Origin of the sequence: Microbacterium sp. A84 (assembly GCF_051842815.1) — a bacterium.
Lineage (GTDB): Bacteria > Actinomycetota > Actinomycetes > Actinomycetales > Microbacteriaceae > Microbacterium.
This window is the reverse complement of record NZ_JBPXMS010000003.1, coordinates 126,848-150,779: the sequence shown is the minus strand read 5'-3', so window position 1 is coordinate 150,779 and position 23,932 is coordinate 126,848. Positions and strand designations below refer to the sequence as shown.

General features: G+C 64.3%; 16 protein-coding genes and 1 tRNA gene. 8 read left to right on the top strand and 9 right to left on the bottom strand.

Going from position 1 to position 23,932, the window contains the following annotated elements; genetic code table 11:
* Positions 1–81 precede the first annotated feature (81 nt).
* Positions 82–5,997, top strand: coding sequence for a GEVED domain-containing protein (locus ACSU04_RS13315; RefSeq protein ID WP_439289893.1), 5,916 nt, complete (start codon positions 82–84; stop codon positions 5,995–5,997).
* 117 nt (positions 5,998–6,114) lie between these two features.
* Here ACSU04_RS13315 and ACSU04_RS13310 read toward each other — a convergent pair whose 3' ends face one another.
* The 3 genes from ACSU04_RS13310 to ACSU04_RS13300 all read right to left on the bottom strand — a co-directional run bounded on the left by ACSU04_RS13310 (position 6,115) and on the right by ACSU04_RS13300 (position 11,268).
* Positions 6,115–9,624: a putative Ig domain-containing protein gene (locus ACSU04_RS13310; RefSeq protein WP_439289892.1), complete on the bottom strand. Its 3,510-nt coding sequence runs from the start codon at positions 9,622–9,624 to the stop codon at positions 6,115–6,117.
* Positions 9,625–9,891: 267 nt separating this feature from the next.
* Positions 9,892–9,965, bottom strand: a tRNA-Gly gene (locus tag ACSU04_RS13305).
* Between the two features lie 61 nt (positions 9,966–10,026).
* Positions 10,027–11,268 (bottom strand): NAD(P)/FAD-dependent oxidoreductase, encoded by a 1,242-nt coding sequence (locus ACSU04_RS13300; protein WP_439289891.1) that lies wholly within the window; start codon positions 11,266–11,268, stop codon positions 10,027–10,029.
* A gap of 149 nt (positions 11,269–11,417) precedes the next feature.
* Between ACSU04_RS13300 and ACSU04_RS13295 the strand changes: the two genes are divergently transcribed.
* From ACSU04_RS13295 to ACSU04_RS13280, 4 genes are read left to right on the top strand one after another with little or no spacing between them, the layout of a single operon-like run.
* On the top strand, positions 11,418–11,894 hold the full coding sequence (locus tag ACSU04_RS13295) for an Lrp/AsnC family transcriptional regulator (protein WP_439289890.1): 477 nt from the start codon (positions 11,418–11,420) through the stop codon (positions 11,892–11,894).
* Complete coding sequence (locus tag ACSU04_RS13290; RefSeq protein ID WP_439289889.1) at positions 11,894–12,571, top strand: GAP family protein; 678 nt, start codon at positions 11,894–11,896, stop codon at positions 12,569–12,571. The genes ACSU04_RS13295 and ACSU04_RS13290 overlap by 1 nt, the downstream gene beginning before the upstream one ends.
* Positions 12,572–12,580: 9 nt before the next feature.
* Positions 12,581–13,186: a dCTP deaminase gene (gene dcd, locus ACSU04_RS13285; protein WP_439282909.1), complete on the top strand. Its 606-nt coding sequence runs from the start codon at positions 12,581–12,583 to the stop codon at positions 13,184–13,186.
* A 54-nt stretch (positions 13,187–13,240) separates the two neighbouring features.
* Entirely contained in the window at positions 13,241–13,813 is a 573-nt protein-coding gene (locus ACSU04_RS13280; RefSeq protein ID WP_439289888.1) for a hypothetical protein, read from the top strand.
* Positions 13,814–13,923: 110 nt separating this feature from the next.
* Here ACSU04_RS13280 and ACSU04_RS13275 read toward each other — a convergent pair whose 3' ends face one another.
* Entirely contained in the window at positions 13,924–14,661 is a 738-nt protein-coding gene (locus tag ACSU04_RS13275; protein ID WP_439289887.1) for a hypothetical protein, read from the bottom strand.
* 89 nt (positions 14,662–14,750) lie between these two features.
* Between ACSU04_RS13275 and ACSU04_RS13270 the strand changes: the two genes are divergently transcribed.
* Complete coding sequence (locus ACSU04_RS13270) at positions 14,751–15,317, top strand: MarR family winged helix-turn-helix transcriptional regulator (RefSeq protein WP_439289886.1); 567 nt, start codon at positions 14,751–14,753, stop codon at positions 15,315–15,317.
* A 34-nt stretch (positions 15,318–15,351) separates the two neighbouring features.
* Here the strand turns inward: ACSU04_RS13270 and ACSU04_RS13265 are convergent, their stop codons facing one another.
* Together ACSU04_RS13265 and ACSU04_RS13260 are read right to left on the bottom strand one after the other, a co-directional pair.
* Positions 15,352–16,767 (bottom strand): MFS transporter, encoded by a 1,416-nt coding sequence (locus ACSU04_RS13265; RefSeq protein WP_439289885.1) that lies wholly within the window; start codon positions 16,765–16,767, stop codon positions 15,352–15,354.
* 112 nt (positions 16,768–16,879) lie between these two features.
* Positions 16,880–17,731, bottom strand: a complete 852-nt coding sequence (locus tag ACSU04_RS13260) for a serine protein kinase RIO (RefSeq protein WP_439289884.1) — start codon at positions 17,729–17,731, stop codon at positions 16,880–16,882.
* Positions 17,732–18,006: 275 nt separating this feature from the next.
* Here ACSU04_RS13260 and ACSU04_RS13255 point away from each other — a divergent pair, with 275 nt between their 5' ends.
* Positions 18,007–18,618, top strand: coding sequence for a nucleotidyltransferase domain-containing protein (locus ACSU04_RS13255; RefSeq protein WP_439289883.1), 612 nt, complete (start codon positions 18,007–18,009; stop codon positions 18,616–18,618).
* Between the two features lie 303 nt (positions 18,619–18,921).
* On the opposite strand, the gene ACSU04_RS13250 is transcribed toward ACSU04_RS13255, so the two are convergent.
* Complete coding sequence (locus ACSU04_RS13250; RefSeq protein ID WP_439289882.1) at positions 18,922–20,391, bottom strand: nucleobase:cation symporter-2 family protein; 1,470 nt, start codon at positions 20,389–20,391, stop codon at positions 18,922–18,924.
* A gap of 134 nt (positions 20,392–20,525) precedes the next feature.
* Here ACSU04_RS13250 and ACSU04_RS13245 point away from each other — a divergent pair, with 134 nt between their 5' ends.
* Positions 20,526–21,710: an MFS transporter gene (locus tag ACSU04_RS13245; protein WP_439289881.1), complete on the top strand. Its 1,185-nt coding sequence runs from the start codon at positions 20,526–20,528 to the stop codon at positions 21,708–21,710.
* A gap of 11 nt (positions 21,711–21,721) precedes the next feature.
* Here ACSU04_RS13245 and ACSU04_RS13240 read toward each other — a convergent pair whose 3' ends face one another.
* Positions 21,722–22,639: a helix-turn-helix transcriptional regulator gene (locus ACSU04_RS13240; protein ID WP_439289880.1), complete on the bottom strand. Its 918-nt coding sequence runs from the start codon at positions 22,637–22,639 to the stop codon at positions 21,722–21,724.
* A gap of 37 nt (positions 22,640–22,676) precedes the next feature.
* A complete protein-coding gene (gene manD, locus ACSU04_RS13235; protein WP_439289879.1) occupies positions 22,677–23,912 on the bottom strand; it encodes a D-mannonate dehydratase ManD in 1,236 nt (411 codons plus the stop codon).
* Positions 23,913–23,932 lie beyond the last annotated feature (20 nt).

Here is a 23,932-nt window from a genome sequence, read left to right as displayed (position 1 = left end):
TCAATAGGTGACAGGGAGGGACGAGCGGGCCCTCGTAGATTCGCTGGGCCGTCACTTTTGTGGGTACCCGGTCGCAGAGGCGTGGCTGTCGTCGCATCGACGACACTTGTCGCCAGCTTGCTGAGCATCACAAGTGCGGTGATCACTCCCGTTGCCGCGTACGCTGCACCTGCCGATGCGTCCGTTTCTTCCGTCGCCGCTGGCCCGGTTGCGAGCCCAAGAATAGTCCCGAGCGCCCTCGTTGCCGCTGACGGCGTCGCGTTCAACACGGACGTCTCAGTTCCCACCCGTCTGGAGACGGTATGGGTGGATTCTGACGCTGACGGCTTTCTGAACGCGTGGATCGACTTCAACAGGAACGGCAGCTACGACGCGAGTGAACGGATCGCGAACGACACTCCCGTCGTGGCCGGTACCAACCAGATCACCTACACCGTCCCCACAGGTGCGAGCTTCGTCGCGGGTGACAGCTCTGCTCGCTTCGATATCGTTGCGACGGCAGGTCAAGTGACAGACCCAGGCGGTGTGGTCAACGCAAGCGATCACCCTCGTCAGCTCTTTGATGCCCCAAGTGAGGCTTTGGGTCTGTGCGTCGCGGGAACGCGGCCGGTGCCCGTCAGCCTGATTCAGAACCCGAGCTTCGAGGATCGAACTGGCGACTTTTCGAACGGCACGTCATCTGCGAGCACGATCGGTTACGCAGAGTCATGGTCGGACTCCCACCCGACCGGTGGCCAGTATCACGTGTTCTCGCCCGACTTGGACAGTGGTCCTGTAGAGGGAACTATGCCGGTCCGCGCAGGTGCAGACGGGTATGCATTCGAGGGCGGTCACTCCAACCGAGGCAACGGTGAAGGCGCGGTCAACGTCTTGGCCGCATCTCTGAATCCCGATGCAAGCTATGTCGGATTCTTCTCCATGGCCGCCGGTGGATCTCTCCGTGGAGGCAATGGGTTCATGCAGTTCTTCGGAACTAATGACCTTGCTTCTGGCTCCGTCCCGCACGCAGATGTCACGCCGCAGACGCCCGCCAACACCGAGCTGCTGTACTCGACTCCAGTCGTCGACTATGCCGGTAACGGTGTGCGTCCCACGTGGGAGCTCAATACCTTCCAGCTCGATGCAAGTCAGGCTTGGCCCTACCTCCGCGTGGAAATCCGCAACGAGACGTTGGATAGCGACCACACTACAGGCGGTCAGGCGTGGATGAACTTTGATGATTTCCACATGTATGAGTGTGAGCCGATCCAAGACTTTGGTGATGCGCCGGCGAGCTACGGCACGAGCCTAGAAGACGACGGCCCCCGTCATCTCCTTCCCGGCTACGACGAGGACTCGACGACAGCTCTGCTGATGCTCGGATCTCTCGTAGACGAGGAAGAAGACGGCTTCGCGAGCGCCGATGCTCTTGGCGACGACGAGAACGCGTCTGCCGACGAGGACGGCGTCAGTAGCCCGATCATCGTGAACGGTCGCGCGGAGACCGACGTCACAGTCACGGCAACGAATAACACGGATGCTGCGGCGACGATCGCCGGATGGATTGACCTTGACGGCAACGGCACGTTTGATACTGGTGAACTGGTGACAGTAGCTGTTCCCGCGAACAGTGGCACCGCCGACTACGTCCTGACCTTCCCCATCGGGACGGTGACCGAGGACACCTTCGCCCGATTCCGTCTGTTCCCAAGCGATGTGACCGAATTCCTGCCGACCGGTGCTGCCAGCGCTGGCGAGGTTGAAGACTACGCGGTGACTTTTACGGAGAGCGAACTCGGTATCGAGAAGACGTCGAGCATGACGACCGATTCACGGCCTGGCGACACGGTCGAGTACGCGGTCACGGCGACGAACACGGGCACCGGCCCGTTCACGACAGGCAACCCGGCAGTCATCTTCGATGACCTTGCCGGAGTGTTGGATGATGCGGAGTACAACGGCGACGCTGTGGCTGTGGCATCGGATGGTTCGGCTGTGTCCGATCCTGCGTTCCTAGACCCGTCGTTCCTGTCTTGGTCAGGTCCGCTCGCTGCTGGCGAGTGGGTCACGATCACGTACACGGTCACGCTTGCCGCTGGTGGCGATGGCACTGTGCGCAACGTTGCATGGCAGCCCGTGACGCCGCCGCCGCCCACCGTGCCACCAGTGGACATCCCCGCGTGCGACCCGGCAACCGCAGACGGCACCGACCCGGTGACGGGAGAGCCGTGCGCGGCGACCGAGGGTCTTCTGCCGAAGCTCACGGTCGAGAAGTCGTCTGATGTGACGGACCTTCCCGCCGATGGTGGAGAGGTGACGTACACGGTGACGGTCACGAACGAGGGCCCTGGTGTGTACACCGAGGATGCTCCCGCAACGGTGACTGATGACCTGTCTGAGGTGCTGGATGACGCCGTGTTCGGTGAGATCACGGCACCTGCGGATGGTGCGGTCTTCGATGAGGACGCGCAGGAGCTCACCTGGTCTGGCCCGTTGGGTGTCGACGAGTCGGTGGAGATCACCTACACGGTCACCTATGACTCGACCACCGGTGACAAAATCCTCTACAACGTCGCCTGCGTTCCCGCAGACCACGCAGCCACGGCTGGTGCGGACTGTGCTGACGTGCGGATCCCGGCGGCAGCGCTCGAGATCACGAAGTCGGCGGACCCGGCTGATGGCACTCGTGTCTTCGCCGGTCAGGACGTTACTTACACGGTGAGCTTCGCAAGCATCGGCGAGACGGCAGCTGCCGTCGACGTGATCGATGACCTGTCGAACGTCTTCGACGACGCGACTCTCGTCGAGGGGTCGATCGTCACATCCGATCCAGCACTGACAGCGACCCTGAACGGGGAGCAGCTGGCTATTGCCGGTTTGGTGCCGGCAGGGGAGACCTTCACTGTGTCCTACACGGTGACGGTGAACGCGTATGCCGAACAGGGTAATCACAACCTTGGCAACGTAGTCACAAATTCTGACGGCACCTGCCAGGTTGACGGTTGCCCGGAGACGGAGCACCCGGTGCGCCACCTCTCGCTGACGAAGTCTGCAGACTCGACTGAGGGTGTGCGGACGGGTGACACGGTGGAGTACACCGTCATCGTGACCAACGATGGTGAGGCGGCGTACACAGTGGCCGACCCCGCGGTGATCACGGACGACATGTCGGGTGTGCTGGATGATGCGACCTATAACGGTGACGCCGTCGCGGTGGCATCCGATGGCTCGGAAGTTCCGGCTCCGTCGTACCTGTCGCCACTGCTCGGCTGGTCTGGTCCTCTCGCGGTCGGAGAGTCGGTGGCGATCACGTACACGGTGACCGTGACCAACCTCGGTGATCACGAGATGATCAACACGGCCAGCATTGTCTGTGCCGATGGTGAGATCTGCGAGCCGCCGGTCGTCGTCGATGTGGACCTTCCCTACATCACTCCTGCGAAGGTCTCTGACCCGGCAACGGGTGAAGCGGTCAGCGCGGGTGATGTGGTGACGTACACCCTGTCGTGGACGAACAGCGGTCTGGCAACGGGTCCGGTGGATTCGACGGATGATCTGTCGGATGTTCTCGATGATGGTGAGATCACCAGCGACCCGGTGGTGGATGAGGCTCACGCTGACGCCATCACGGCGAACCTGAATCTGGATGCTCAGACGATCCGGGTAACCGGTGACCTGGCTCCGGGCGAGACGGCCACGGTGACCTACCAGGTCACGATCGGCGCTGACGGTGACCGCGGTAACAACATCGCCGGAAACGTTCTGACGCCCGATCTTCCGACCTACGTCTGTGAGGAAGGTAACGAGGAATGTGTGCCGCCCCCGCCGCCGGAAACAGTGCACCTGATCGATGAGTTGCGTATGGACAAGTCGGTTGACCCGGAGTCCGGTACGAATGTGTACGCGGGTCAGCAGGTGACCTACACGCTCTCGTTCGAGGCGATTGGTCAGGCCCCGTCGGCTGTGGATGCGCTCGACAACCTGTCGGACGTGCTCGATGATGCCACCCTGGTGGACGGTTCCATCGTTACTTCCAACGAGGCGCTGACCGCCACGTTGGACGGGGCCGAGCTCCGGATCACTGGTGAGGTTCCTGCCGGTGAGACGTACACGGTGTCGTACACGGTGATCGTGAACGCGTTCGCTGATCAGGCTGATCACGTGCTTGGCAACGTGCTGAGCAATGCGGACGGCACCTGTGGTGTCGATGATTGCTATCCCACGGAGAACCCGATCCCTCACATCAACGTCACGAAGTCGGCAGATTCGACGACGGACGTCGAGACCGGCGACACGGTGACCTACACGGTCATCGTGACCAACGACGGCGAAGGCGACTACACGACCGAGGCTCCGGCTGCGGTGACTGACGACATGACGGATGTGCTCGACGATGCCGCTTACAACGGTGACGCTGTGGCGGTCGCATCCGATGGCTCTGCGGTTCCGGCACCTGAGTTCGCGGCTCCGAACCTGACGTGGTCTGGTCCGCTTGCTGCTGGTGAGTCGGTGACCATCACCTACTCGGTGCTGGTGACCAACCTCGGTGATCACGACATGATCAACACGGCTAGCGTGGTTTGCGCCGAAGCCGAGACCTGCGGCCCGCCGGTCGTCGTTGTGGTGCCGTTGCCGTCGATCACTCCTGCGAAGGTCTCTGACCCGGCAACGGGTGAAGCGGTCAGCGCGGGTGATGTGGTGACGTACACCCTGTCGTGGACGAACAGCGGTCTGGCAACAGGTCCGGTGGACTCGACGGATGATCTGTCGGATGTTCTCGATGACGGTGAGATCACCAGCGACCCGGTGGTGGATGAGGCTCACGCTGACGCCATCACGGCGAACCTGAATCTGGATGCTCAGACGATCCGGGTGACCGGTGACCTGGCTCCGGGGGAGACGGCCACGGTGACCTACCAAGTCACGATCGGCGCCGACGGTGACCGCGGTAACAACATCGCGGGCAACGTGCTCACTCCGGACGTGCCCCCGTATGTGTGCGAGGAGGAGGCGGCCGAGTGTGACCCGTTCGTTCCGCCGACGACAGAGCACCCGATTGGTGAGCTGGATGACTGGAAGACGGTCGACCCGGCATCGGGTTCGACGGTCCAGGCCGGTCAGGTCGTCACCTACACCCTGTCGTTCGAGAACACCGGTGAGGCTCCGGTCGCGGTCAACCGTGACGACGTGCTGACCCAGGTGTTGGATGACGTCACGGTGACCACGGCGCCGGTGTCTTCGGATGCAGCGTTGACAGTGTCGGAGATCACGGATGGTCGCTTCAACGTGTTCGGTTCTCTCGAGCCGGGCCAGCTGGTCACGGTGACCTACACGGTCACGGTGAACGCGGATGGTGCGCGTGGTGATGACCGTCTGGGCAACTTCCTGGTGAACACCGGTGAGATGCCGTCGGCAGAGTGCGTGCCGGCTGATGGTGAGCGTGCAGACTGCACGATCAACCATGTCTCTGACGTGGTCGTGTCGAAGTCTTCGGACCCGGCATCGGGCACCGAGGTCGCGCAGGGTGAGAACGTCACCTACACGCTGACGTTCGAGAACGTGTCGACGAACGCTGACGCGGCTGACGTGTCGATCGATTACACCGACCACATGGTTGATGTGCTCGACGATGCCACGCTGCAGGCAGGTCCGACTTCCTCGGACGAGGCAGTCACGGCTGTAACGGATGGCGACACGATCCGCATCACCGGTGCCGTGGCATCTGGCGACACGGTCACGGTCACCTACACCGTCACGGTCAAGGCATACGACCAGCAGGGCAACCACACGCTGGGTAACGTCGTCGCAATCACCGGTGAAGAGCCGGTGTGCGCGCCCGACAGCACGCTGTGCACCACCCACGACCTGCCCAAGCCGCCGCCTCTGGCAGCGACCGGTGGCGAGATCACCTTGTGGGTGCTGGCAACAGCGCTGATGCTCCTCGCGGGTGGTGGAGCGCTCATGATCGCTCGCCGCCGTCGTGCTGAAGAAAATGTCGAAGATCAGTTGATCAGTTGATCAGTTGATCAGTTGATCAGTTGAGACAATCAGAATGTCCCGCTTCCATGTTGGAAGCGGGACATTCTGCTTTTGTTCGTGGTTGGTGTGGCGCCCGGATGCCGGCGGCTCGCGCCGTCAGTTCGTCTGAGGGCGTCGTGTCCACTTCCGCGCTCGCATCCGCACGAACAGCCCGGTAGTCATCAGTAAGGCGCCAAGCGCGAAGGTGCTGGTCGAATCGGCTCCTGTTGCAGCGAGACCAGCGGCAGGGGATGCGATGTTGCCAGTCGTGGGTGCTGTATCGACCGGGGTCGATCCGGGGTCGCTCGGCGTTGTCGGGTCGACCGGGGCGCCGGGAATCACCGGAGCTGTCGGGGTTGTGGGGACGACCGGGCTCACAGGATCGATGGGTGCCACGGGGGTTACGGGGTCCACGGGGTCCACGGGATCAACCGGATCAACAGGGTCCACCGGGTCCACCGGGTCTACCGGATCAACCGGATCAACCGGATCCACGGGATCCACGGGATCAACCGGGTCCACCGGATCGACGGGGTCAACCGCATCCGCCGGAGCGATCGTCAACGTGAGATCCTGCGTCACGGCGCTGACCTCGCCCACGGCCAATGCGAGGGCGAGAAGCGGCACCGGGGCGGCGCCGGGGGTGACGGTCGCCGTGATGGTGAGGGGGAACGTTCCCGCAGACTGGACGGCCGGAGTCCCGGAGATCGACGCGGTTCCGTCGCCGTTGTCGGAGAATGACAGCCCGGAGGGGAGTGCGCCGCTAAGAGTCAGGGACGGCGTCGGGGATCCGGAGGAGGTGACCTGGAACACTCCCGCGACGCCAACCTGGAAGGACGCAGCCGGTGCAGAGGTGACCATCGGCGCCTCCCACATGGTGAGGGCGAGAGCTTGATCAACGCTGCCGTAAGAGTTGGTGGCGGTAATGCGAACCGTCTGGTCTCCCGCTTCGGTGGGAGTGCCGGCGATCGTCGCCGTGCCGTCACCGTTGTCGGTGAATGACAGCCCGGTCGGAGGTACGTCGCCGAGGGCCAGCGATGGTGCGGGGTACCCGCTGGTTGTGACAACAAACGATGTTGCGACGTCTAATTCGAACGTCGCCACGTCGGCGGAGGTGAAGGCGGGGCCTTCTCCCGCTTCGATCGTCCACGTTGTCGTCGCGGATCCTGAGCGGTTCGTCGCGGTGAGGGTGACCGTCGACTGCCCAGAATGAGTCGGGGTGCCAGTGATCCTCACGCCGTCGTCGGTGTCGACGAGGCGGAGCCCGTCCGGGAGGTCGGTCGCGGTGATGGTGGGCGCCGGGCTTCCCGTAGCATCCACCCTCACGTCGATCGGCGTGCCCAGAGGGAAGACGGAGGTGGGGATGTTAGCGATCGTGGGGAGCTCGTCGACCGTGATGGTGATGTTGTGCGTGGCGGTGCCATCTGCGCTTGTGGCCGTGAGCGTCGCGGTGAAGGTGCCAACCTCGGTTGGTGTCCCGGCGATCGTCAGGCTGCCGTCGGTGGCCGTCCAATTGAGACCGGGGGGAAGCGCGCCTCCCTCTGCGAGGGGGGCTGGTTCGCCGGACAGAGTGAAGACCACGCCTGCGGGCACTGGTTGTCCCTGGGCGAAGATGAGCGATGTGGGACCTGAGATCGACGGCTTGGCGAATGTTGAGACGTAGACGTCTCTCGGCGTCACGCCGTTGGCATTGCTTGCGGTCAGATGCACGGTCACGGGCTGTTCCTGTACCGTCGGCGCGGCGGTGAGCGTCCATTCGGTCGCCGAGTTACGGGTGAGCGTGATCCAATCCGGCAACGCACTCGGAGTGAGGGTCGCAGTGGGGAATGCGAGCACGGTGATGCGCGTGGTCGCTGTGGCACCAACCTCAGCTCGAAGGTCGAGGGGAGCGCCGACAGCCGGGATGGAGTGCACCTCGATGCTGAGCTGTTGCGTGGCCGTCTCGGTGCCGGTGGTCGCTTTGACTTCGAGCGTGGAGACTCCTCCCCAGCCCGTCGGAGTGCCACTCAGCGTCGCGGTTCCATCGAGGTTGTCAACGAAAGTCAGTCCTTCAGGAAGGTCTTCCGCCACGACGGTGAGCGCTGGCGCTGGCCACCCGTCCGTCGTGATCTGGGCAGTGAAGGGGACGTCGACGGCAGCGGTGAAAGTCGAGCCGCTGGTGAAGCGCGGAGCCTCGGTCACGTCGATGACGAGATCCTGCGTCACTGTGTTGCCGGATGCGAGGGTCAGAACGAGTGGGAGTGTCCAGCTGCCGCCGTTGTCGGGGGTGCCGGCGATGGTGAGGCGGTTCTCGTCCGGGTCAGAGGTGGCGGTGAGGCCTGGCGGCAGGTCATCCAGACCGCTGAGGTTTGCAGGGCTGGTTGAGGTCCAGGTGACGTCGAAGCTTCCAATGGCTGTTGTGGAAAAGGTTGCCGCTGCAGGGCTGGTGAACGCGAGGGACTCGACAGTGAGGGTGACGATCTGATCGGTGTGTCCGAGCTGATTCTCAGCGCGTACAGGGATGTCGAAGGTGCCGGTCGCTGCTGGGACTCCGGACAGCACGCCGCTGCTACTGAGAGAGAAGCCGGCAGGGAGGTCGGTCGAAGCGAAGCTCGGCGTGGGGGTACCCGTCGCACTGAGCTGGGCGGAAAAAGGCGCATCCACTAACGCTGATAGCGCGGCGGGCGTGACCGCACCGGGAGCGGTTCCCTGCTGAACTGTCACAGTCGTGGAGCCCGCAAGGCTGGGCTGGCCCCAGGTATCTGTGATGGCACCTGCGTGAACTGTCGGAGTGAGTGTGCCCGAGCCAGATTCAACTAGGACGCTCACGGTGTAGGGGTTCGTTCCCGCAAGAGACTCGACCGAGGCCTGCAGGCCGCTGCCGCTGACCGTGACGTCAGCGACAGTGGGGTTGTCTGCAAGCGCGGCCAGAGCTCCGTTGGACATGAAGCTCGTGGTGAACGTGAGCATTGTCGGCTCATCGACCCAGATGATCCCATTGGTGGCTGCCGGCGCAGTGTGCGTGACGATTGCAGATGGGGCAAGTGGCTGCGCGCCACCAGTCGGGGTGGTGCGCAGCTCATCAAGAACGACGACGGTGGAGTGACCGGGGTCATAGTTGCGGGGATAGTAGAACGTCAGTGTGACATCGGTGATCCGAGTGAAGTCGACGCTCGGGGTGAAGCACGACGGAGTTTCGGGGGTGCAGTAGAAATTCAATACGAGATCGAAGTCAGCGACGTTTGGGAAGCTCGTTCCGTAACGTCCGGTGTTGCCCGAAGCGTCGGTAAGGGTGATCTCCGCGGAGACCGCTAAGGGGCCGGCGGTCACGTCCGGACCCCGGGTCACGCTCTCGAGGCCAACCATGAACTGCGTGTTGGTTCCAGCCGACGTGAGATCTGTCTCCGCGAAGCTGTATTGCAGCGAAGCTGAAGTCCTGCTGTTGCCGTCGCCGTAGAGCTCAATACGCTTCACGGGGTCGCTGACAGTGGGTGTGGTGCTCGTTCCGGTGTTTTCAACCGTGACGGTCGGCGCCGCGATGCGGTTGCCGTTGAAGTCGTCGATCACGATCGGCGCAGCCGCGGATGCCGAGAGTGGCATGAGCAGCGACCCGGCGATGAGTGCCAGCGTCGTCGCGACTCCGGCCATGCGGGAGCGACGGTGAGGCGCGAACGAAGACTGCGAAGGGCGCATGGGGCTGCACATTCCGGGAACGACGATGATTCCCAGGTCGAGGGCGGTGAGTGGGGAAGTTCGGGTAGCGCGCTGATGGCCGGGGTGAACCCGAGCAGTGTGCAGAAGAATTATCTCGTGAGAACGATTGCGGTATTAGAGACCTAGGTCCCCGATTGCTGAGTTCTATCCCAGCGGGCGGTTGTTGACCGGACGTGGGCGAGCATCTGGCTTCGCGATTGATGGAGGGACTGACGGGAATCGAACCCGCGCTATCTGCTTGGGAAGCAGAAGTTCTACCATTGAACTACAGTCCCGCGGCCTTGCGGCGCCCCGCCAGCATAACAATAAAAGCGAGGTCAGCTCCGCCGCAAGACGCTACCGCAACGGGTTGAACGGCTCGATCGCCGGATGTATCTTCCCGGTGACGATCTGCTCGGCGAGCAGCTTGCCCGTGGCGGGGCCGAGCACGATGCCCCACATTCCGTGGCCGCCGGCGACGTACACGCCCGGTGCGCGCGTGGCGCCGACGATCGGCAGGCCGTCAGGAGTCACTGGCCGCGAACCCACCCACTCGTCGTGCCGATTGTCGAGATCCACGCCCTGCATCAGAGTGCGTGTCTGATTGATGATCGCCTGGATGCGACGGGCCTGAAGTGGCTCGTCCGGACCACGGAACTCCATGGTCCCCGCGATCCGGAACCTGCCCTGATACGGCGTGCAGGCGATCCGCTGCGCCGGCAGATAAACCGGATGCGTCGCCGGCTGGTCGGTGTCGACGGTGAATGAGTAGCCGCGCCCCGCCTGAACCGGGACCCTGACTCCCAGCGAGCGCGCGAGTTTCGGCATCCACGCCCCGGTCGCCACCACGACAGAATCGGCAGAGAGCCGCTCACCGGATGCGAGAACCACACTCGCAGCAGAACCAGCAGAACCAGCAACCCCACCGTCCACGCGTGCCACCTCGGCATCGGTGCGCAGCACCGCTCCGCGCGCGACGACGGCATCCGCCAACGCTTGCACGAACGGCGCCGGCTCCAGGAACCGTTGCTTGTCGAGCCGATACGCGACCTTCACCGCATCCGAAAGCATCGGAGCAAGTTCGCGCGGATTCTCCAGTCTCTCCAACGGCGCGTCCTGTCCGTGCCGGACCACTCCGGCGATCTCTCCGAGGAACCCCTTCGCATGCCGCTCTTCCGTGAACCCGATGACGAACGGGCCCTCCCGAGTCCACGAGTCGACACCGCCGTCTGTGAGTTCATCGAAGGCGGAAAGAGCCAGCTTGTCGATCGGAGTGAGTGCCGCCATCGTGCGATCCCACGCGCGGTGCGTGCCGTGTGCGGCGAAGCGTCCGAGAAACCCCCAGAGTGCGGCATCCACTCGGAGCGGCACGTGCAGTGCGGCATCCGGATCCAGCAGCGCTTTCGGTCCATACGTCCACAGGCTTGGATCAGCCAGCGGAATCGCCTTACCGGGCGTGAGCCAGCCGGCATTTCCCCAGGATGAACCAGCGGCGACGCCGGTGCGGTCAAGGACTGTGACCTCGACACCATGCTCCTGCAGATGCCAAGCGGTCGCGAGTCCGACCATGCCAGCTCCGATGACGATCGAGTGCGCCATTGCAAACCTCCCGAGATGCGACAGAAGTCGAGATACGACAGATATGTCCAGGATGGCAGATCTGCCCCGTCATCCGGTTGAGATTGAAAGAATCCTCGCCAACTGCACCAAACACGAATAGGATCCTCGCGACGAGAAGGGAATCAGTCATGTCTGAGAAGGATTCTTCGCGGTTCGCAGACCTCGACGACATCGACCGCGCCATCCTCATCGAGATCGAGCGCGACGGACGAGTTTCGAACACCGAACTGGCCGCTCGCGTTGGCGTCGCCGAATCGACCTGCCACAAGCGGATGCGCGCCCTGACAAGCGCCGGCGCGATCATCGGTTTCCGTGCCGAGATCGATCCCGAAGCCGTCGGCCTGCACTTGGAGGCACTCATCGCGATCCGGCTCCAAGCTCACGCCCGCGGCAACCTCCATCGCTTCCAGTACTATCTCGAGTCGCTCCCCGCGACGCGGCGGGTGTACTTCCTCGCCGGTGACCGCGACTTCCTGGTGCACGTCGCCGTTCGTGACGCCCAGGCGCTGCGCGAACTCGTCGCCGACACGATCAGCGTGCGCGAAGAAGTCGCCGGAACCACAACGAACCTCATCTTTGAACACGCACCGCGGAGGCACAGCTGATGGGCGCCATCATCGGGGAGATGCTCCCGTTCGCCGTCGGCATCGCGATCAGCCCGGTGCCGATCATCGTCGTGATCCTCACGCTTTTGAGTCCTCGTGCCCGCTCGAGCAGCCTGGGCTTCTTGCTCGGCTGGGTGGTCGGCACCGTTGCGGTGATCGTGGCGCTCACCGCCCTCGCGTCGATCCTGCCCACCCATCAGCATCACGCGCGGAATTCATGGGAAGGCGCGATCAAGCTGGTCCTGGGCGGGCTGCTGATCTGGCTGGCGGTCAAGCAGTGGCGCAAGCGCCCGCACGGCGATGAGAAGCCTGAGCTGCCGGCGTGGATGCAGAAGATCGACACCTTCGGTTTTGGTGACGGTCTGAAGTTCGGACTGATCCTCTCCGCAGCGAACCCAAAGAACGTGATACTCGGCGCGAGTGTCGGCGTCGACCTGGGGGCTGCCGATCTGAGCCTTGAGGGGCTCATGCTCGCCATGGCCGTATTCGTGCTGATGGCTTCGTCCACAGTCATCATCCCGGTGGTCGCGTATCTCATCGCCTCCGACCGTATGCACACACCGCTGGCGGCGCTGCACACCTGGTTGACCCGCGAGAACCACACCATCATGGCTGTGCTGCTCTTCATCCTCGGTGCCAATGCCCTCGGCAACGGGATCGGTGCGATCTGGCCGTAGGCTGGTGCCGTGCTTCTCAGCGACCGCGACATCAAAGCAGAACTCGCCGCCGGCCGGATCGGCCTGTCTCCGCACGAGCCGGAGATGATCCAGCCGTCGAGCATCGACGTGCGCCTGGACAGGTACTTTCGCCTGTTCGACAACCACAAGTACCCCTTCATCGATCCTGCCGAGGATCAGCCCGAGCTCACCAGGCTGATCGAGGTGAAGCCGGATGAGCCGTTCATTCTGCACCCCGGCGAGTTCGCGCTGGGCGCCACTTTCGAGCAGGTCAGCCTCGCCGACGACATCGCTGCACGTCTGGAAGGCAAGTCTTCGCTCGGGCGTCTCGGCCTCATCACGCACTCCACCGCGGGCTTCATCGACCCGGGCTTCACCGGTCATGTCACCCTGGAGCTCGCGAACGTCGCTACCCTGCCGATCAAGCTCTGGCCCGGGATGAAGATCGGTCAGCTCTGCTTCTTCCGACTCTCCTCGCCCTCCGAGAATCCGTACGGCTCCGGTCCCTACGGCAACCGTTATCAGGGCCAGCGCGGACCGACGGCATCCCGCTCGTTCCAGAACTTCCACCGCACAAATGTCGGCACAACCGACGTCGGATCACTCGGCGGCTGATCGCCCGACGTCAACCAGACTCGGAGAACGAGGCGCACACGTAGTATCAAGAGCGTGAGCATCGAAAACACGGAGAATCCGCAAGGTCCCGGCGAGGATGCCACGACTGAGCAGCCCGCCGGCGCACCGATCGCGCCCGCCTCGCCCCTGGCAGCGGGGGTGGAGCCATTCGACGTCCCCGCACCGGAGACGGTCGACGTCCCGGACGCAGAAGCGGCCATCGACGGTTTCGAAGTGCCGCCACCGCCAAAATTCGGGGCGCCGCCCCCTCCCCGTGCCGCGCCGGTCGTTCCGCCGGCGCCATCCGAGAACACCGGAACTGACACAGCGGACGCTCCTGCGCTCCGCAAACGCAGCACTTGGGCGCCCGACGACACCTGGACCTCGGCATCCGCCCACAAGCAGGAGGTTATGCCGCCGACCGCTGCACAGAAAGCTGAGTCACGTGCGGCGGCATCACGCGCCGCAACGGCTCGCGATGAAGCGACGCGGAATTACGTCAGTCCGGCCGCTGGCGGAACAGCCGGGCAAAGCTACCGCGGCTGGACGATCGCGATCTACGGTGGTCTCACGGTGCTGATCGTCGGCGCCATCGGCCTCATGGTGTTCCTGGCGACGCAAGGCTGACATCCGCGGCGGAGGCCTCGGCCTGCCTGCCCCTTTACCGCGGGGGTATGGAAAACGTCGGTTATGAGCGCTCATAACCGACGTTGTTCATACAGCCTGCGAGGTGCAGGTCAGCGGTCGTCGCGACCACGACTGAAGCCGGAGTCGAAGCCCCGCTCGTAGGCGCCCTGCGCGAAGTGCGCAAAACGGGCGCGGGCGTGGCCGCGGTGATCGTGAGGCCCGCTGTGAGGGTGAGGCCCGTGGTTTTCGTGGTCGGTGTCATGCGCGAAGCCGCGTTCGCCATGGCGGCAACCCTCGTGGCTGCGGTCGTGGCTGTGGCTGTGGCTGTGGCTGTGACTGTGGCCGTGGCGTCCGAACCCGTGTCGGTGCCCGAACCCACCACGATGTCCGCGCCCACGGGGGAGCGGCGTCTCCTCATCCCATCCGAACGCGCGAGCGAGCTGCTCGAGCGTGGCCATGGTGGTGGCGAGGTCTTCAGCGGGAACCGCATCGGTGACCTTCGCGCGGATGCCTTCGACGATGCTGCCGAGGCGTTCCTTGGCTGCGCGGCCTTCGTCGGTCAGCGTCCAGGTGCCATCGGCATCCGTCACCCATTCGAGCTCGATCAGTCGCGCCAGTTTGTGGGCGGGCAACCTACGTGGCTGGGACGGGCGGTCGTTCTTCGGGTGGCCACTCGGAGCGGTGCCGTCGATGACGTTCAGGAGGCGCCACTCGCGGCGCGTGATGCCCTCGGAGTCGAAGGCGGAGGCGAACTCGGCCACCATCAGGCGATCGACGGCCTTGAGCCAGAATCCGAATGGGCGACTGTTTTCGGTGTTGTTGTTCTCATCAGTGTTGATGGTGTTCATGGAAGAAGTCCTTTGCTTGTAACCTTGCATGTATATGTAGTGTGACATGCAAATTAGATACATGTCAAGTCGCATGTAAAATCAAATGCGTGAGCACTGACAATCCCGACCCCGCCGAGTCCATCGCGCAGGCACTGTCGCGCCTGCGTGGGCGGCGACCGCATGGCCGCGGCCACGGTGGACCGCACGGAATGCGCGGCGACCTCATCGGCGACTTGCATGGTCACGGCGGCGAACACGGCCCAGGGCACGGCGAGCATCCGCGTGGCGCCCGCGGGATCGTCCCCCCACCGTGGGCGGGCGGGCCGGGCGGACGCCTGGGCGGGCCGGCCTGGATGCGGATGCTCGAGGCTCTCGCTATAGCATCCGAACCACTCAGCGTCAGTGCGCTCGGTGAAGCCGTCGGTGTCGACCAGCCTCGCGCCTCGCGCCTGGTGCAACAGGGGGTTCAGCGTGGCCTCGTGCAGCGCGAGGCCGACCCCGACGACGCGCGCCGCACGCGCATTGCGCTCACAGATGAGGGTCGCAAGATCGCCCGCGGCATGCGTGGCGAGCGGCGGCAGGTGCTTTCTCGTGCGCTTGAGTCATTTACCGAGGGCGAGAGTCGCGAGCTCGCCCGGTTGCTGTCGAAGCTCGCCGACAACTGGGAGAGCTGAGCTTCTAAATTGACGACTGGTCAATGGCTCCGTCTCAGCGCACCGACGTCGCCTTGACGGGAAGCAGCAGCAGGAATCCGGCGAGCAACACGATCATGATGCCGAGGATGCCGTATGTGGTTGAGCCGGTGAGCACGATGAGCAGCGTCCAGGCGCCCGATGCCATCCAGCTCGCAGCGCGTCCGGTCGTGGCGTAGAGACCGAAGATCTCACCCTCTCGCCCGGCCGGTGTCACGCGTGCCAGGAATGAGCGGGATGCCGCCTGCGCGGGGCCGACGAATGCGCACAGCAGCAGACCGCCGATCCAGAACACGATGGTTCCGGCATCCACCAGGAAGAAAACGGCGAGGCCGGCGACCACCATCGCGGCCAGCGCGAACAGGATGATGCGCTTGGGGCCGAATCGGTCGTCCAAGCGGCCGGCAAGGATCGTGGATACACCGGCGATGAGGTTGGCGGCGATGCCGAAGATGGCGAGCTCCAGGAACTCGAAGCCGAACACCTGACCGGCGATGATCGCGCCGAAGGCGAAGATGCCGCCGAGCCCGTCGCGGAACACCGCGCTGGAGAGCAGGAACCAGAACGTCGGGCGGGTCTCGGGGGAGCGGTAGAGCTGGACGACGTCCTTGGTGAGCAGCACGTATGAGCGGAAGAAGCCGACCTTGCGCTCTGGGCGTCCGAGTGACGGCTCCGGCACATTCAGGAAGATCGGGATGCTGAAGACGATCGCCCACACGGCGCATCCGACTGCGATGAGCCGGAAGGGCAGGCCTCCGTCATCGGAGATTCCGAACCAGTTGAAGGCGTAGAAGACGATGACGATGACGAGAGCGATGACACCACCGATGTAGCCGAAGCCCCAGCCGAGACCGGAGATCTTACCCACTGTCTTAGGGTTCGCGATGCCGATCAGCATGGCGTTCGAGTTCACCGCTGCGATCTCGCCGAACACCGAGCCGGCTGAGATCAAGGCGACTCCGAGCCAGAACAGTGCCGGTGTCGGCTCTACGAACCACAGGCCGAACATGCAGAGGATGAGGGCCCCGGTGCCGATTCCGAGCCAGAGCTTCTGGCGTCCGGCCGCATCCGCACGCTGCCCGAGCACGGGGGCGAACAGCAGGATCGCGAATGCCGCGATTGTGGAACCGAGCCCCAGACCGGATGCAAGATCAGCCTCGGCCGCCTTGTGCACCGCACTGTCGGGATCGAGTGCTGCGATCTCCGGCGGCATGAACGCATCGGTGGTCAGGTAGAGAGCAGCGAAGATGAACGTCAGGATGACGGTGTTGAAGGGCTGCGTCGCCCAGTCCCACAGTGCCCACGAGTAGACCTGCTTCTTCGGTGCTGGGGTCTCGCCGCGCAGTTCCAGACCGATCACGCCGACGGCGCCGCTGTTTGCGATGGCCGACGGGTGCGGCGGCGTCGAGTCGGGCTTGTCGGGTGCGCTCATGTTCGAAGTCTGGCCGGGTCCGGTGAACGGGTGGTGACGGCGCGCCGCAGCATCCGCTCCGTCCCGAGCGCGGCCTATGCGTCGCCGGCCTCTTGATCATGACCACGAGGCCTCACGTGAGCGACGCCGCCATCAGTTCGGCGAAGAGTTCCTCGGCGTCGCACTCCACCCGGCGCCGGGCGAACCAGTCGCAGACGTTCACACAATCGCGGTGCAGCAGATCGAGCCCCTGTGGGTTCGCGATGATGTCGACGATCTGCGGCAGATCGATCACGCGCACCTGGCCATCGTGCACGAGCAGGTTGTAGGCGGACAGGTCGCCATGGGCGAAACCCGCGCGGGCGAAGGTATGCATGATCTCGACGATCTGCGCGTAGTACTCGGCGAGCATGCGGCGGTCGCCGCGCTCCTGGGCGAGGCGGGGTGCGGCCGTGGCATCCGTCCCGATGAATTCCATCAGCACCTCCGACCCGTTCACCTGCACGGGATAGGGCACGGGTGCTCCGAGCTCCCACATTCGGCAGAGGGCGCTGAACTCGGCGAACGACCACTCAGCGGCTGCCACTTCGCGCCCGAACGCCGTCTTCTTCGCCATCGCGCGGCCGTCGCGCGAATTCTGCACGCGCCGCCCTTCGGTGTACACCGCGGATCGATGGAAGGTGCGGTGCTCAGTGCTGCGGTATCGCTTGGCGGCGAGCAGTACTCGCTGGGCCTGGCCGTCCGGCACGGCGCGTTCGATGAGGAAGACGTCCGCTTCTTTGCCGGTCTTGAGGATGCCGAGTTCGGTGTCGATTGCGCCGGCTGATGTCACGACCCATGTCGGCCAGGGTTCGGGGCCGCGTTCGGAAGGGGTGATGGCTGTCCACGTGGACCAGCGCTGGTCTTCGCCGGGTTCGATTTCAGAAAAGGACAGGGGGTCAGAAAAGGACAGGGTTGCGTCGAAGGACGCAAAAGGATCAGTCAAGGTGGTTGCTCCGGAAGTGGAGGCCACACGCGGATCAGGAGCGGGAGGCCTCGAGGGGAAGGTCGTCGGCGGCAGGCGGTGCGACAAAGACAGCGTTCATGTCACAGCTCCTTTCGCTCAAATTCCTTCCGGGGCATGTCCGGACCACTTCACGATACCCGTGCATCGCGCGAGGCGTCCACCATGAAGCTGCCGTTGATGTGGCTTCGCAAGCAGATAATCGTGCGAAGTGCTAATTTTAGTGATTAAACACTAAAATTAGTTTGGAGTGACGGATGCAACTTCAGTATCCGCTGGCTGCGATCGCCGGCGGTGTGGAAGGCGACATGCTTGCAATCCTTGTGCGCGCGAGCGAGGTTCGCATGGATGCTGCGATGATCGCACGCTCTTCGGGGAAGTCATACACCGGAGTTCGGCATGCTCTGCGACGTCTCGTCTTGCAGGGTGTGGTCCTCGAGGAGATAGTGGGGGCCAGGTCGCTCTACAGGTTTAATCAGGATCACATTCTGGCCTCGGCGATCGCGGAGATCGTCGATGTGAAAGCTCGCCTGTTCGCCGAGGTGACACGACTCCTGACCGCTGTCGGCGAACGTCCTGAATTCGCCGCCGTATTCGGCTCCGCGAGCCGTGATGAGATGTCACCCGCGAGCGACATCGATCTGTTCGTCCTGCGCCCCGACGGCGCAGATGTCGAGCGCTTCGAGGTCGAGGTGACGGCGGTGACCGAGAGGCTTTCTCGCATGACGGGCAATGATGTCCGTGCTCTGATCTACAGTGCTAGCGAGGCGAAAGGCGGACCCGACCGCCATCCGGTGCTCGGGGAGGTCGCGAGAGACGGCGTCGTCATCGTTGGTTCCATGGCGGAGTTCCGGCGTCTGTGGAAATAGTGCAAGGGGGCGCTGGTGAGGGTGACGGAGCGGACACCTGCGGCTGAGGCCGGGAGACGGCGGAAAGCGGCTCAGTTCGCAGAGGCGGCCGAAATGGTCTCCGAACTCGCGGAAGACGTGGCTGATCTGATCGATGCGATCGTCACGCTCAGCGTGCATGTAGCTGGGAATGAAGAGCAAAGCAGGCTATGGGTATGACTCGCTCAGCCCCGCCGACAAGATGCGAGCATTGCGCGCCATGCGCGCGCTGACCGATCGCATGCGCTCGGCGTAAGGCCGTGCTCCCGACGGGAGCGGAGGGTTTCAACGAGAGTCGTCTGAGCGGACCGCGATCTCGTTGTCCTCGGCATCCTTCAATGCGCCGCCGACGTAGTGGTCGCCCTCCTTGAGGATGGCGAGAAGCTCGTGCGGAATCTCCCGGAACGCGGGAACTGAGACGGCCTCCGCGTCGACGGCGCGGCGACGTTTCAGGACGTGGTGGAAGAAGATGTTCAGCAACAGCGCCATCATCGTCGTCGAGCTGATCGATGACTGGAAGATGACGGAGAACCACGCCGGGAACGCCGCGTATACCGTGGGCACGACCAGCGGCAGCAGGCCGAAGCCGAGCGCGACCGCGATGATGATGAGGTTCAGGCTGTCGCGGTAGTCGACCTTGGCGAGCGTCGCGATGCCGCTGGCTGCGACGGAGCCGAACAGCACGATGCCGACGCCGCCGAGCACCGGCGTGGGGATGGCGGCGACCACTCGTCCGAGGACGGGCAGGATGCCGAGGACGACGAGGATCACACCGCCCGCGGCGACGACGTACCGGCTCTTGACCTTGGTGATCGCGACGAGCCCGACGTTCTGGGCGAAGGCGCTCTGAGTGAACGAGTTGAAGATCGGGGACACGGCGCTGGAGAGCATGTCTGCACGCAGACCTGCCGCGATGCGCTTCGAGTCGACCTTGGTGCCGACGACCTCACTGACGGCCAGCAGATCGGCGGTCGTTTCGGTGAAGGTGACCAGCACGACGATCAACATCGAGAGGATCGCGGCGACGTTGAACGTCGGCATCCCGAAGGCGAAGGGGGTCGGAAGCGCCACGATCGGGCCCTCCGCGACCGTGGAGAAGTCGGCTGCGCCGACGACTGCGGCGAACACCGTGCCCAGCACGAGTGCGATGAGGATGCTGAGACGGGAGATCGTCGGCGTGCCGAACTTCGTCAGCAGCACGATCAGCAGGAGCGTGAAGGCGGCAAGCCCCAGGTTGGCGACCGAGCCGTAGTCATCGGCGGTGGTATCGCCGCCCATCGCCCAACCTGCAGCGACCGGCAGGAGTGATAGCCCGATCGAGACGATCACGGTGCCGGTGACCACCGGTGGGAAGAAGCGCACGATCATCGCGAACGCGGGTGCGAGCAGCAGACCAATCACGGACGAGGCGATCACTGCACCCATGACGGCAGGCAGTCCGCCCTCGGTCATGATGGCGATCATCGTCGCGATGCCAGAGAACGAGACGCCCTGCACCAGGGGCAGCTTGGAGCCGAAGAACGGCAGTCCCAGAGTTTGCAGGATCGTCGCGAGTCCGCCGACGAACAGCGCGCAGGCGACCAGCATTCCGATCTCGGGTTGTGACAGCCCGCCGGCCTGGCCCATCACCAGGGGAGGGGCGATGATGCCGCCGTACATCGTCAGCACATGCTGAAGCCCGTAGGCGAAGCTCGGAGCGATACCGAGTTTTTCGTCTTCGGGGCGCGCCGGGGCTGCTGATTTTGTTTTGGTCATGAGTGGGGGGAGCCTTCGAGAGAGAATGGGCGACACTCGACGATATCTGGTGCGCCGGCCCGCTCCGGACGAACGGTCGGATGCTGCGGACGACTGATCGGGCGCGGCATCCGTCTGCCTGCGATCGTAGAAGCATGACAATCACCGCGCCCATCCCCGTCGCTCCCGCTGCCGAGCGGATCCGCTACGGCGCCCTCATCGTCTTGATGATGATGGGGTTTCTGCTTGTCACCGCGGAGTTCCTGCCGAACGGCCTGCTGACAGAGATGGCCGCGGGCCTTGGCATCACACCCGGCCAGGCAGGGCAGACCGTCACCGTCACGGCGCTGGTCGGGCTGATCGTGGCGCCGACGGTGGGCCTCGTGTTTCCCCGGGTCGATCGTCGATCACTGCTGATCTGGATGGCGCTCGCCGCTGCCGTCTCGAACCTCATCGTCGCGATCGCGCCGAACCTGGTCATCATCCTTCTCGCACGGTTCCTCCTCGGCGCGGCGATCAGCACGTTCTGGGCGATGTCGATCACGGTCGCCGTAAGGATCGCGGGGCCTGAACGGCTCGGTCGTGCCGTGATGTTCACCTCCGCAGGCGTGTCGCTCGCCACAGTGGCGGGCGTTCCTCTGGGCGTGATGCTCGCCGAGATCATGGACTGGCGTGCGGTGTTCGCGCTCGCCGGAATCGTCACCGGCCTGCTCGCGATCGCGCTGCGGACGCTGCTGCCGGCGGTCCCCGCCGCTCAGGTCTCCAGCATCCGAATCCTGATCGACACGTTCCGCCGTCCAGGGGTCGGTCTCGGACTGGTCGGACACATGTTCGTCGTTCTCGGGCACTTCCTCGCCTACACGTACATCCGTCTCGCGCTGGAGCGGATGCCGGATATCGATGCCGGCACGATCGTGCTGCTGCTCGCGCTCTTCGGCGTCGGCGGTCTGATCGGCAACATCGTCATCGGTCTCGTCGTAGACCGCTCCTTCGCGTTCTTCGCAGTGCTGGCGCCAGTGGTCATCGCGGTGGCGGTCGGAGGAGCCATCCTGCTGGCTGGTTCCGTGCTCGCGATCGGCGTTGTGGTCTTCGTCTGGGGATTCTTCTTCGCGTCGTGGCTGATCGTCGTAAACACCTGGGTCGGTCACCGGATGCCCGACCGACTCGAGGCGGGCGGCAGCCTGGTCGTCGTCGGATTCCAGGCAGCGATCATGATCGCGGCCGGGCTCGGCGGGCTCCTCGTCGACAACGTCGGGATCGAACTCGTCTACGTACTGGGTGCGGCCGCGCTCCTCGTCGGTGCCGCGCTGTTCGGGGCGTCGAACCGGGTGGGGCGCTGAGGCGCACGCCGCTACGCGCGAACCGGGTCCAGCTTGCGCACGCGCCACGACGACGGGGTTGCACCCGTCGCGCGGCGGAACGCGCGGCTGAAGCCTTCGTCGGAGGCATAGCCGAGCTGTTGGGAGACGTCTGAGACCGCGTGACCAGAGGTCAGCAGCTCCTTTGCCGACTGCATACGCACCTCGGTGACGTAGCTGGCGGGCGAGCGGCCGATGGCCCGGTGGAATCGTTCGGCGAACACCGAACGCGACATCGCACTGATGCCCGCGAGCGCTTCCACGGTCCACTCCCGGCCGGGCTGGTCGTGGATGGCTTCAACGACGCGATCCAAGAACGGGTCGCCTGAGCGGGACGGCCACCCGGCGGGCGCGCAGCCGTTCTCGGCCCAGGCGCGGATGACCGACAGCAGTACCGTCGTCGTCATCAGGCGGCAGATGACCGGGTCGCCCGAGCGCAACGGCCAATCATCAGGGGTCGCAGGACCGAGGTTGCGGGCGAGTGCCGCGGCCGCGGGTTCGAGGCCCGCGAAGTCAGTGACGGTGATGAATTCGGGCAGTACATCGCGCAGCTCGGCGGCCGTATCGGACAGCTGCAGCTCGGCGATCATCAGCGAAGCGCCATCATCCGAGCGCAGCGTGACGGGTTGGCGACCGAGAGTCAGGAAGGCATCACCCTCGACCAACAAGTCCTGTGCTGCGTTCGGCGAGAATGCGACCGAGCGTGAAACGCGGTCGACGTCGAGCGCGCACGCCTGGCCGAGTGGAGGTTGTCCGTGAACAGCGCCGCCTGCAACGAAGACGAGCCAGACGGACCCGGCCGGAAGAGACGCGACAGTGCCGGAACCCAGTGTGTCTCGACGTGCGACACCGAGGCGGACGTCGACGGAGGAGAGCACTCTCTCCAGTGCGGCCGCATCAATCGTCGTCATGCTTGTGGGCAACGATGCGTCGCGGCCGGTTATTCCGTCACCAGTCGTGAACTGTCCCGTCGGCGAGCCGATTGAACGGCAGGTATGCCTGCTCGTACGGATACTTTCCGGCTTCATCCACATCGAGGGTCACGCCGAGCCCCGGCTGCTCGCCGGGGTGCAACAGACCGTCCTTCCAGGTGAACGACTGCGCGAAGACACTGTTCGTCTTGGCGCTGTGCGGCATGAATTCCTGGATGCCGAAGTTGTGGATCGCAAGGCCGAGATGCATCGCGGCGGCCATGCCTACCGGCGAGATGTCGGTCGGGCCGTGCATGCCCGACTTGACCTGGTACTGGGCGGCGAAATCGAGGATGCGGCGCAGATGCGTGATGCCGCCGGTGTGCGTGACCGAGCTGCGCACGTAGTCGATCAACTGTTCGCGGATCAACCCCTGGTAGTCCCACACGCTGTTGAAAACCTCTCCGATCGCGAGCGGAGTGGTCGTGTGCTGGCGCACGAGGCGCAGCGCCTCCTGGTTCTCGGCCGGAGTGCAGTCCTCAAGCCAGAACAGATCGTAGGGCTCGAGGCTCTTGCCCAGCGACGCCGCCTGGATCGGCGTCATCCGGTGGTGCCCGTCGTGAAGCAGCGGTAGTTCGGGGCCAAACTCAGTCCGCACGGCACCGAAGACGGTCGGCACATGACGGAGGTACGCGCGAGTGTCCCAGTCCTCCTCCGCCGGATATGCACCCCGTGACGCTGGTTCGTACTCCTGGCTACGCACCCCGTTGGAGACCGTGACGTCGTGCGGCACACCGTAGACGGCCCGCACTCCCGGCACCGCGGTCTGCACGCGGATCGCTCGGAATCCGCGCTCCAAGTGGTGACGGATGCTGTCGAAGAGCTCCTCGGTGTCGTTGCCTGAGGCATGCCCATACGCGAGCAGGCCCTTACGCGATGCGCCGCCCAGCAGCTGATACAGCGGCATCCCCGCAGCTTGGGCCTTCAGATCCCACAGCGCGACATCGACCGCCGAGATCGCGGTCATCGTCACCGGGCCTCGCCGCCAATAGGCGCCACGGTAGAGGAACTGCCAGGTGTCCTCGATGCGGTGCGCGTCCATCCCGATGAGAAGCGGGACGACATGCTCCTGCAGATACGCGACGACGGAGTGCTCGCGTCCGTTCAGAGTGGCATCGCCGAGGCCGATCAATCCCTCGTCCGTCGTCAGCCGCAGGGTGACGAAGTTTCGGGATGGACTCGTAACGATGACTTCGGCGCGTTCGATGATCATGATTTCCCTGGTGTGGATGC

Coding starts and splice junctions, on each gene's coding strand:
- ACSU04_RS13255 (WP_439289883.1), top strand. CDS start 18,007: ATGCAACTTCAGTATCCGCTGGCTGCGATCGCCGGCGGTGTGGAAGGC.
- ACSU04_RS13265 (WP_439289885.1), bottom strand. CDS start 16,767: ATGAGCGCACCCGACAAGCCCGACTCGACGCCGCCGCACCCGTCGGCC.
- ACSU04_RS13275 (WP_439289887.1), bottom strand. CDS start 14,661: ATGAACACCATCAACACTGATGAGAACAACAACACCGAAAACAGTCGC.
- ACSU04_RS13245 (WP_439289881.1), top strand. CDS start 20,526: ATGACAATCACCGCGCCCATCCCCGTCGCTCCCGCTGCCGAGCGGATC.
- ACSU04_RS13240 (WP_439289880.1), bottom strand. CDS start 22,639: ATGACGACGATTGATGCGGCCGCACTGGAGAGAGTGCTCTCCTCCGTC.
- manD (WP_439289879.1), bottom strand. CDS start 23,912: ATGATCATCGAACGCGCCGAAGTCATCGTTACGAGTCCATCCCGAAAC.
- ACSU04_RS13250 (WP_439289882.1), bottom strand. CDS start 20,391: ATGACCAAAACAAAATCAGCAGCCCCGGCGCGCCCCGAAGACGAAAAA.
- ACSU04_RS13300 (WP_439289891.1), bottom strand. CDS start 11,268: ATGGCGCACTCGATCGTCATCGGAGCTGGCATGGTCGGACTCGCGACC.
- ACSU04_RS13290 (WP_439289889.1), top strand. CDS start 11,894: ATGGGCGCCATCATCGGGGAGATGCTCCCGTTCGCCGTCGGCATCGCG.
- ACSU04_RS13310 (WP_439289892.1), bottom strand. CDS start 9,624: ATGGCCGGAGTCGCGACGACGCTGGCACTCATCGCCGGGTCGCTGCTC.
- ACSU04_RS13295 (WP_439289890.1), top strand. CDS start 11,418: ATGTCTGAGAAGGATTCTTCGCGGTTCGCAGACCTCGACGACATCGAC.